The organism is Neoroseomonas rubea, assembly GCF_016106015.1.
GTDB classification, from domain to species: Bacteria; Pseudomonadota; Alphaproteobacteria; order Acetobacterales; family Acetobacteraceae; genus Neoroseomonas; species Neoroseomonas rubea.
The window spans coordinates 1-893 of record NZ_JACADQ010000673.1 but is presented as its reverse complement, the minus strand read 5'-3'; the positions used below and the strand labels follow the sequence as shown (position 1 = coordinate 893).

The window sequence follows — 893 nt, the reverse complement described above, 5'->3', positions numbered from 1 at the left end:
AAGCGTGGCCCGCCAGGGCCGAGGCGCCGCTCCGCCTCCTCCGCCGCCGCGCTGGCGGCCCGCCCGCCGGGGCCGTAGCCGATGGCGACGACGAGGCCCGCGCCTTCCGTCACGTGCAGCGCGCGCAGCGCGCCGAGCGCATCGCCGGCCGCATCACTCGCGCCGTTTTCCGGGCATGGCGCGGTGACCACCTCCAGCACCGCGGCCTGCTCCTCGAGCAGCGCCGCGACCAGCCGGTCGCGCGTCGCGTCGACCATTGGCGCGGCGGTCAGCAGCACCACGGCGGCATCGCCCGAATGCCAGCCGGTGGGCAGGTTGAGCAGTGCCGTAGCGCGGCAGCCCGGGTCAGGCCCTGCGGTGGCCTGCACGATGTCGAGCAGCCGGTAGGTCGTGTATTCGCCGGCGACGGCGGGTGCTGCGGCCAGCGCCAGGCCGGCCAGCAGGCAATGTCGGATCATGCTCGCTCTCCCATCTCCTCCGCCCGGCATGGCAGCGCGCCGGATGCGGGCGGAATGGAAGGCTAGGAGCCGCAACTCCCGCGGCGCGTCCGTCGTTTGGATGAGGTCGCCGCGACGTGTGCGTCCGCGCACAGGCACCGGGCGGCGGTTCATGCGGTGCTGGACATGTAACTGGCTTCCATGTGTCATCACGAAAGTGTGAGTTCCCGGTTCCCGGAGGTCGCCATGTCGCCCATCCGAGGCGAGGCCCTTCTGCCCCTGCTCGACGCCATCCATGCCGGGGCGGACTGCCCCGACGGCTGGACCGCCGCGCTCGACGCCATCGCCCGCGCGACCGGCGCTGCGGCGGCGGGCATCCTGGTGGTCGACCTGCCGGATGGCCGCGCCCGCGTCCTGCACGGGCCGCCAGGCCTGCCGGACCCGCCGGCCGCGCTG

The 893-nt window shown here is 74.5% G+C and carries 2 protein-coding genes; one reads left to right on the top strand and one right to left on the bottom strand.

Annotated elements, in window-relative coordinates:
• The coding region (locus tag HW577_RS25740; protein WP_198378916.1) for a hypothetical protein at positions 1-458 on the bottom strand (458 nt) is incomplete at its 3' end.
• Between the two features lie 225 nt (positions 459-683).
• Here HW577_RS25740 and HW577_RS25735 point away from each other — a divergent pair.
• Positions 684-893, top strand: a 210-nt coding sequence (locus HW577_RS25735) for a hypothetical protein (RefSeq protein WP_198378915.1), incomplete at its 3' end; no start/stop codon positions are given.